Below are 9,393 nucleotides of genomic sequence, written 5' to 3'. Positions count from 1 at the left end.
AAATTTTTTATCTACTTTTTAATTTATCACAACCTATGCACGGATTGCTATATATTTTTATCAAATATCCCCATAAATCTAGGTTCCTATACAAAAGATTAAGTATTCAGCTATAAAAATCAACAACAAATTTGGCAATTAAGTCGAGAAAATTTGTAGAATTTGATTTGTAAATTTCTCAGTTTATTTGATGTCTTTGATTAGCCATAATCTTAATATTTTCGAGGTTTATAAATACTAATTCCAACTTTTTATCTCTATTGTGCTAGTAACGAATAGTTAAAAACTGACTGCTTTTTATGTAGCATTCCGTAGGAAATACTGACTTACTACAAATAAAACTAACTAAATAAATTTCTCAGACCCGAATCCATGCGTCGAAAATATATTTTAGGGGTTATTTTATTCTTTCTGGCTCTAACATTAACCATTTTACACGGGTCACTAACAAATATATATATAGATAAAGATAATCATCAACAACTAACTCAGATAAAAGAAGGAAAAGTATGGAAAAATTATAAGTTTCAACCAGAAAAATCCATTTTTTATCAATCTTTAGAAGAAGATTTTATCAAACCCCAAAATTTCTATAATCCTCAAACTGTTGTTAACAGAAAAAATCAACCTAGATTTAACAATATATCAACTTCACAATCTCAGCCTACTTACGAAGCAATTGATATTTTGTGGCTCTTACTTTGCTCTGGATTAGTATTTCTAATGCAGCCTGGGTTTATGTGTTTAGAATCAGGACTTACTAGGTCAAAAAATAACATTAATGTTGCTATTAAAAATTTAACTGATTTTGGTATTTCAGTTGCCTGTTTTTGGGGTTTTGGCTTTGCCTTTATGTTTGGAGCTTCTGCTACTGGAATAATTGGTCATAGTAATTTCTTCCTAGCAACCGATCTACAACCTTTTGACGCGGCCTTCTTTTTATTCCAAGCTATGTTTTGTGGCACAGCTACAACTATTGTTTCTGGTGCTGTGGCTGAACGGATGAAATTTTCTGCATATCTATTTGTTTCCTTTATAGTGTCCGGTTTTATTTATCCTATATTTGGTCATTGGGTCTGGAATGGAATTGATACAGGTTTATTAACAGGTTGGCTTGGACAACGTGGTTTTATTGATTTTGCAGGTTCAACTGTTGTCCATAGTATTGGTGGTTGGGTTTCTTTGGCAGCTTTATTGGTTATTGGACCTCGTACTGGGAGATTTCCTGGCGATCGCCCACCAGAAAAAATTCATGGTTCCAACTTACCTCTTTCAGTTTTGGGAGCAATGTTAATTTGGTTTGGTTGGTTTGGGTTTAATGGTGGAAGTACCCTGGCATTAAATGGACAAGTGGCGGGTATTATTGTCAATACAGTTCTTGCTAGTGTAGCGGGAATGGTGACTGCTCTTGGTATTGGTTGGTATATCAGAGAAATTCCTGGTGTTGAGCTACTTATTAATGGAACTTTAGCAGGTCTGGTTGCTATTACAGCAGCTTGTCATGCGGTTACAGCTTTTTCTGCCATTGTCATTGGTATTGTTGGTGGGGTAGTTAGTATTTTGGTAGAGCAAGCTTTAGAGAAAATTCGTGTGGATGATGCTGTTGGAGCTATTCCAGTTCATCTCGGTGCGGGTATTTGGGGAACTTTAGCTGTGGCTTTATTTGGAAAGGCAGAGATATTAGGTACTGGTCTTAGTTTAAGTCAACAATTTACAGTTCAATTATTGGGAGTTTGTGCAGGTTTTATATTAGGATTTTGTGTTGTATATCCAATTTTATTAATTACAAATAAGTTCTTTTTATTGCGGGTTTCTAGAGAAGATGAACATATTGGTTTAAATGTTTCTGAACACAATGCAAAAACAGAAATATTAGATTTATTTAGAGTAATGAATTCTCAAGCTCGCACAAAAGATTTAAGTTTACGAGTGCCTGTTGAACCTTTTACAGAAGTAGGTCAAATTGCTGAAAGATATAATCAAGTTATAGATGCTTTGGAGGAAGTTACTGCGAGAAATGATGCTATTATTAAAGTCGCTACAGATGCAATTATTACTTTTACTAAACCAGGACTGGAAATTATTAGTGTCAATCCTAGCGCCGAGAGAATTTTTGGTTACAACAGTCAAGATTTAGTAGGAATGTCTATTTATCAAATAGCTGACTTTACTATTAATCCATTGACTATGGAAAAAATGGATAGTGATGATTTATTTACGGAAGTAAAAGAATTAATAGTAGAACCATTAAAATTATGGCTTAACTCAGATTTGATATCCTCTCCTACTAGGGAAATTATAGATGCTTGTTATAGATTTGATTTGCCGGATATTAAACCTGAAAATTGGCAATCTGATTTTCCGAGTTTTCTGCATTTATTAGAGGAAAAATTGGCAGATAATAAAATTGATTTAGAGATAGAAAAAAGAATTAATAAAAAAAAATATTATACAGAAAAACTGATATCTAAAATTGCTGAGAATGGTAATCTATATGAATTAGTTGGTATTCGTAATGATGATTCTTTATTTCCTATGGAAATTGCTGTTAGGGGAGCTAAATTAAATCAAAAAAAAATCTACACAGGTACTTTTAGAGATATTTCTGAAAGAAAGGAATCACAAGCAAAACTTCAGGAAAATGAACAAAGATTTCGGAGTTTATCTAGAGCAACTTTTGAGGGAATTATTATTCACGAACAAGGAGAAATTGTTGATGCAAATATGGCAACTACTAAAATGTTTAAATATGAGTTATCGCAAATAATTGGGATGAATGGTTTGGAGTTAATTGAGTCAAAATATCGAGATTTAGTATGGCAAAATCTGAGTTCTGGATATGAAAAACCTTATGAAGTTTTTGGGCTGAGAAAAGATGGTTCTACTTTTCCTATAGAAATAGAGGCTAAAGTATTTTTTTATCGTGGTAATCAACATAGAGTAAGTGCTATAAGAGATATAACAGAGAGGAAATTAGCAGAGGCAGCTTTGCGAGAAAGTGAGGAGAAATTTAGAGCTGTTATGGAACAAGCAGCAGATGCTTTTATTATTCACGATCTACAAGGAAAAATTGTTGATGTTAATCAAAGTACCTGTCAAGGTTTAGGATATACTCGTGCAGAGTTATTGAATTTTTATGTAGAAGATATTGAGACAAATTTTGTATCAGAAGAGATTTATAAGAAGTGGCAAGAATTAATTCCTGGAATGTCTATAACTGTACAAGGAATTCATAAGCGCAAAGATGGTAAAACTTTTCCAGTAGAGGTACGTCTCGGTTTATTAAAAGCAGGCAATGGTAATTTAATATTGGCTCTTTGTCGTGATATAACTGAAAGGAAAAAGGCAGAACAAGCTTTACTTTTAGAACAGGAAAAGTCGGAGAAATTATTGTTAAATATTCTGCCTAAACCTATTGCTGATAAATTGAAAGAAAATCAAGAAACAATTGCAGAAGGCTTTGCTGAGGTTACAGTTTTATTTGCAGATTTAGTTGGGTTTACTGAGTTGGCAAGTTGTGCTCATCCTGAGAAATTAGTTTATTGGTTAAATGAGATTTTTTCTAGGTTTGATTTATTAGCAGAAAAGTATGGTTTGGAAAAAATTAAGACTATTGGGGATGCTTATATGGTTGTGGGTGGGTTGCCTAACCCTATGGAAAATCATGCTGAGGCGATCGCTCTGATGGCTATAGATATGTTGGAGGAAGTTGCTCATTTTGCTGATGAGCATGAACAAAATTTTCGTATCCGGATTGGTATTAATACTGGCCCGGTGGTGGCTGGTGTGATTGGACGTAAAAAGTTTATCTACGATCTATGGGGTGATACTGTAAATATTGCTAGTCGTATGGAGTCTCATGGTATACCAGGGGTTATCCAAGTGACGGAGGCAACTTATCTGATTTTGCAGCAAAAATTTTTATTTGCAGAACGGGGATTTATTGATATAAAAGGTAAGGGGGAAATGAAGGCTTATATTTTGCAGGGAAGTGGGGAGGTAGGGGAGTAGGGGAGTAGGGGAGTAAGGGAGTAAGGGAGTAAGGGAGCGGGGGAATAATTTTTTTTCTCTTGTTTGCCTAAAATACTAACTTTTTTAGCGTTTGAGACTGAAAGTCTGATACTTTTTTTTAATCCAAAAAGGCAGTTGCCTTTATTGTTAATGGTTTAAGAGTTAATCAGTAGAGCAAGACATAAAAAAAAATTGGCAGTAACTGTAAAAATTTTTGATTTGTGTGTTATATTAAAATTATGCGGATGTGGCGGAATTGGTAGACGCGCTAGATTTAGGTTCTAGTTTCTTCGGAAGTGGGGGTTCAAGTCCCTTCATCCGCATTAGAATTCAAAAGTTAAAACTCAAAACTCAAAAGTAAGAATTTTTAAGTTAAAAGCTAATGCAGAGTTTTAGCTGTGTAAGTTCAATACTTCTATTGCGTAGGTCGCAATAATAATTTCATTTTCTCAAGCACCTGCGAGATGGAGGTCAGTAGTGGAATTTCTCTTCTATTGCGTAGGTCGCAATAATAATTTCATTTTCTCAAGCTCCTACGAGATGGAGGTGGATAGTGGAATTTCTCTTCTATTGCGTAGGTCGCAATAGTATCTTCATTTTATGAAGCACCCAGCTATAAGAGACAAATAGTGAAATTTTCTGACTATTGCGTATAGAGCAATCATAGTTTCATTTTCTTAAGCATCAACAATATGGGAAAAAAGCGCTCTGCAAAATTTTAGCTGTGTCGGTTTAGTAACTATCAAGTTTTAAGATATAGTCAAAGGTATCCCGTTATCCTTGGGTTTCAACTTCAACAAAAAAGGAACAGCCTTTTTCACCCAAGACTCAACAGGGGTAAAAGACTTTGCATCCTCTCCAAAACAAATATCTAACATATCAGTATAAATAATTCCTGGGTTAAGAGGAATAGCAGCCATTCCTGAAGGTAACTCCTGAGCTAAAGCACGAGTCAAACCTTCTATCGCCCACTTAGAAGCACAATATGGTCCTACTTCTGGAGAAGTCGAACGTCCCCACCCAGAACTAAAATTAACAATAATACCATTTCCCTTAGAAATCATAGCTGGCACAAAATGACGTATCACATTTGCCACACCCTTAATATTAATATCAATTAATTGGGAAAATTCCTGACTATCAACTTTCCAAAGAGGTGCTGGTTGATTAATTATAGCTGCATTATTGATTAATAAATCTGGCGGTGAATAATTAGTGAGTGTTTTGCTCGCCCAGTCTTTTACAGAATTTTCATCTGCTACATTCACACAACTAAACTGATGTGGATTAGGATATTGATTAGTTAAATTTTCGACAGTAGATTTAGAACGAGCGCAACCTATAATAGTATGACCTAAGTTAATAAATTCATCAGTCATGGCTCTACCTAAACCCCGACTTACTCCTGTAATTACAATTAGCTTTTTCATGTTAAATAAATAGATATACCAACCCTATTTAAGTTGTAACATTTTGGTGGTAGTTAGGAATCAGGATTCAGGAGTCAGGAGTCATAGTTTTTAGGATTTCCAGCTCAAATTAACTATTATAAAAATTGTCACAACATAAGGGCGAATTGCTATATTAAATAAATTGCATTTTCCCTGGCAGTAAGATTGATAACTCTTGTATTCTAACTAATTTATTTGACTTTCAGTTTAACAATATATCTATTAAGTAGTCGTAGCAAATAAATTTCACCATTTTTCAAAGCAAGAGACAAAGGTTCATTAATGGATAATGGATAATGAATAGATAATTACCTCAAGAAAAATCGTAACGGAATTGAATATCAGGAAATATTCTCGGACTTTTTTGACTCTGAAATAGAAGGCTTTCTTGCTTTATTTTTTGGTAAGAGATATTTTACTATTAAGAATTTCCTACTATAAAGTTTTCAAACTTTGCAGACAATATATAAAAATTAGAATCAGGAAAGATGTGAGAATTTTACTGTTTCTTAAAATATAGAATATAGTAGTTATCTTTTTCATAAGGCGCACTTTTGTATTCTTCTCTGTTTTCTATTACCTATTCCCTACTATATATTTATGTTTAATAATTTATCAAACATTAATCAACAGCAACTAAAAGTCTGGGTAGAAGAAGCATTAGCTCAGACTAAATCAGGAAATTTACCTACTTATATCCCTTTACTTGCTGAGGCTAACCCAAATAGTTTTGCTGTTGTTTTACGAAGTCTTGATAATCACATTCTTTCATTAGGAGATGTGGAAACTAAGGTTCCTTTGATGAGTGTGATTAAACCATTTTTGTTATTTTATTTGTTATCTAAATTTGGCAATGAATTTGTATTTAATATAGTTGGCAAAGAACCTTCAGAAAAGCCTTTCAATTCTTTGGAACAATTAGAAGCTGATGGGGGATGGCCGATAAATCCGATGATTAATAGTGGAGCGATCGCTTTATCGTCTTTATTGCCAGGAAATACTGCTACAGAAAGGTGTAAAAATTTTTGTTCTTGGTTTAATAATTACGGAATTTGTAAATTATTTTTAGATGAGAATATGTTGGCTTCGGTTCGTTCTTTACCTAATCAGAATAATCGAGCTATTGCTCAAAAGTTATTAGAATCTGGTTATATAAAGGATGCAGAAATTACTTTAGATACTTATAATCAAATCTGTTGTTTATCTGGCAGTATTTTTGATGTGGCTAATTTGGGGATTTTATTAGTAAAGCCACCTAATTCTGAGTGGAAAAAATACTGTTTGACAGTTCAAGAATTAATGACTACTTGTGGTTTATATGAAGCATCAAGTCGTTATGCTCTAGAAATAGGAATTCCAACTAAATCTAGTGTTAGTGGAATTGTTTTAGGAGTAGTTCCTACTGTAGGAGTAATTGTTTGTTATAGTCCTCCTTTAGATCGACAAGGAAATTCTGTAGTAGGTTTATTTCTATTAGAAGTAATTTCTAGAAATTTAGATTCGAGTGTCTTTTGTTAGAAAAAAATGTAATTAGTTTTAATTAGGGCTTGCTGATTAAATCTAAAACCATTAATGGATAAAGGTTTGAGCAATTTTAGGTCTGGAAAAAGTACCAGCTTTTTGATTGACAGGAAACAAGGTGCTTTTTTAGGTCTGGAAAAAGTACAAGGTTTTCATTCTAAAGAGCTGCATAAAGTAAGGATTTTTGCTTGATACGAGGCATAAAAATTAAGGGATAATTCTTGCTCCTGTCTCCTCTAAATTCCCCATTTCTCCTGTCTCCTGACTCCTATCTTTACCCATAATACTTTTTCAACAAGCCCTACTTATTTACTTTAGTTTAGCAATGAAAATTGTTATATTTTTTCCAAAAGGAGACTTTGATATTTTTTAGTTAGTAGCTACTCTAATAATATTCAAAAAATTAACTAACTAGACTTATAATCATTTCAGTTTAGATTGAGACTAGGGTTTCTTGCTATCTAGAGAGTGTAAGCAAAAAAAGTATTTCATTCTGATTTAAGATGACTATATACTCAGACTTATATTATATTTATATAGGTAAAATCCTAACACGACCCTGCTTATAAAAACACTGATTACTATATTCTTTACTCACATTTTTAATAATATTAAACCTCGCCATTAATGCCATTAATTCATTCTTTTTTACAGGTTTACTGAGATAGCCATCAGCTCCTTGTTTCATTGCCCAATAGGCATCAACTTCTGTACTTTTACTAGAACAAAAAACTACAGGTATATTCATAGTTTGAGGATAAGATTTAATTTGACGACAAACTTGATATCCATTCATTTCTGGCATAATAATGTCTAAAAGCACTAAGTCAGGATGCTCTAATTTAACTTTTTCTAGTCCTTCTAAACCATTACTTGCTAATGTAATATTTAATCCTATCTTTGCTAGGATCTGGGAACATAGTTTTCTGACAGTTTCACAGTCATCTACTATTAAGACTTTCTTGTTAAGCATAACTATAAAGTAAAAGTATTAGGATCTGCAGCCGAATTTGATTTAGATATTGATTGATATTTATTTCGATAAGTAGCTTTAACCTGAGTGGGGTATCTGATACTTGCATCCCTGAGTCTTTTCCCACTTACAGGCTTAATTCACTGAATTAGTTAAAAATTCTATTTTTCAGCAAAAGTTGATTAAATTTGCTGACTTATTTTCAAAATTTTGTGGCACTTAGAAATCATAGTACCATATCTGCCTATAATTATCATACACTTTTATCATGGAAAATCCTGCATTTTTATTGAAGATTGTGAAATTAATTATGGATTTTCCATATTTATGGACTAATTAGGGTTTGCTGAAAAAGTATAAGTCGTAGGAGTAGGAGTCAGGAGGAATGAGTGAGGAGGTCGTCGGATATTTCGGATATTTTATCCCTTGATTTTTCTGCCTCGCGTCACCCTAAAATCCTAACTTTTTAAGCTTTTTAGATTGAAAACCTTGCACTTTTTCCAGATATAAAAATGCTAAATTTTTTATCTGTCAATAGTTTTAGATTTATTCATTAGAGTAATAATTAGTCAGGAAATATTGAGATTGAGTATTGAGCCGAAAGTTTAAAGTAGTTAGCTCAAATCTGGTTTTTATCAGTTATTTACCTCAATACCAAAATCATAAGCACCAATTTTAAATTTAACTTTGACTTTTTTGAATATCATCTTAGTACACCAGATTTGCTATTATTTTAAATACTATAGCAATCATATTTCAGTTATAAGATTTTAGTGGCATTTAGGAGTCAGGAGTCATGATTTTTCAGCTTTTCACCTCAAACTAACTATCATAAAAATTCTCACATCTCATTCCTGATTGCTATAAAATGTTTGCTATATATGGGTAAGCAGTCAGCTATTAGCATTCCGCAGGAAATACTTATGGTTTGCTGAAAAAGTCTTTTTTCGGGAGTAGGGGAGTAGGGGAGTAGGGGAGTAATTTTTTTTGCCCAACTATGCACTAAAAATGCGCTCCTTTTTGAACAACAAGAGCTGAAAAGCAGGTACTTTTTATAGCAGTTTTCACAAAGGTAGACTACAAAACTTCTTGCTTCTCTTCTAGATAATATGAGCCTTCTTCCTTTAAACCTAAATCTCTGTACTCTATATTAATCCTAAAAAGGCTAAAACCTTTATCGGTAAATCCTTTGATATTTAATCAGCAAACCCTACTTACAATGAAAAATCAATGATATTGTCAACTTTCCAAAACCTTAACTGATTTGTTTACCGAATAATTAATAATTCAATAATTTAATAATTAAATAATTCAGGTATAAAGCCTCCCCTTTCAAGGGGAAACCAGAAAAAACTTTCCTTTTATTCAATCCTCTTCCTTTGAGGGAGAGGTAATTATCAATTATCAATTATCAATTATCAATTATCAATTATCAAT

4 protein-coding genes and 1 tRNA gene are annotated in these 9,393 nt (G+C 32.9%); 3 read left to right on the top strand and 2 right to left on the bottom strand.

The genetic code is table 11. The annotated features are described in order from the left end of the window. Nucleotides 1-372: 372 nt before the first annotated feature. Entirely contained in the window at nt 373-4,011 is a 3,639-nt protein-coding gene (amt, locus tag ACP6PK_RS21660; protein ID WP_426562550.1) for an ammonium transporter, read from the top strand. Nucleotides 4,012-4,252: 241 nt separating this feature from the next. Further along, nucleotides 4,253-4,334, top strand: a tRNA-Leu gene (locus ACP6PK_RS21655). Nucleotides 4,335-4,760: 426 nt separating this feature from the next. On the opposite strand, the gene ACP6PK_RS21650 is transcribed toward ACP6PK_RS21655, so the two are convergent. Further along, a complete protein-coding gene (locus tag ACP6PK_RS21650) occupies nt 4,761-5,441 on the bottom strand; it encodes an SDR family oxidoreductase (protein WP_426562548.1) in 681 nt (226 codons plus the stop codon). Between the two features lie 621 nt (nt 5,442-6,062). On the opposite strand from ACP6PK_RS21650, the gene ACP6PK_RS21645 reads away from it, so the two are divergent. Beyond that, complete coding sequence (locus ACP6PK_RS21645) at nt 6,063-6,980, top strand: glutaminase (RefSeq protein WP_426562546.1); 918 nt, start codon at nt 6,063-6,065, stop codon at nt 6,978-6,980. Nucleotides 6,981-7,515: 535 nt separating this feature from the next. Here ACP6PK_RS21645 and ACP6PK_RS21640 read toward each other — a convergent pair. After that, on the bottom strand, nt 7,516-7,956 hold the full coding sequence (locus ACP6PK_RS21640; protein WP_426562544.1) for a response regulator: 441 nt from the start codon (nt 7,954-7,956) through the stop codon (nt 7,516-7,518). Between the last annotated feature and the right edge of the window lie 1,437 nt (nt 7,957-9,393).

Source organism: Dapis hubbardiae BLCC-M172 (assembly GCF_050016015.1).
Taxonomy (GTDB): Bacteria; Cyanobacteriota; Cyanobacteriia; order Cyanobacteriales; family Microcoleaceae; genus Trichodesmium.
The sequence above is the reverse complement of the archived record's forward strand: the minus strand, read 5'-3'. Positions and strand labels throughout refer to the sequence as shown.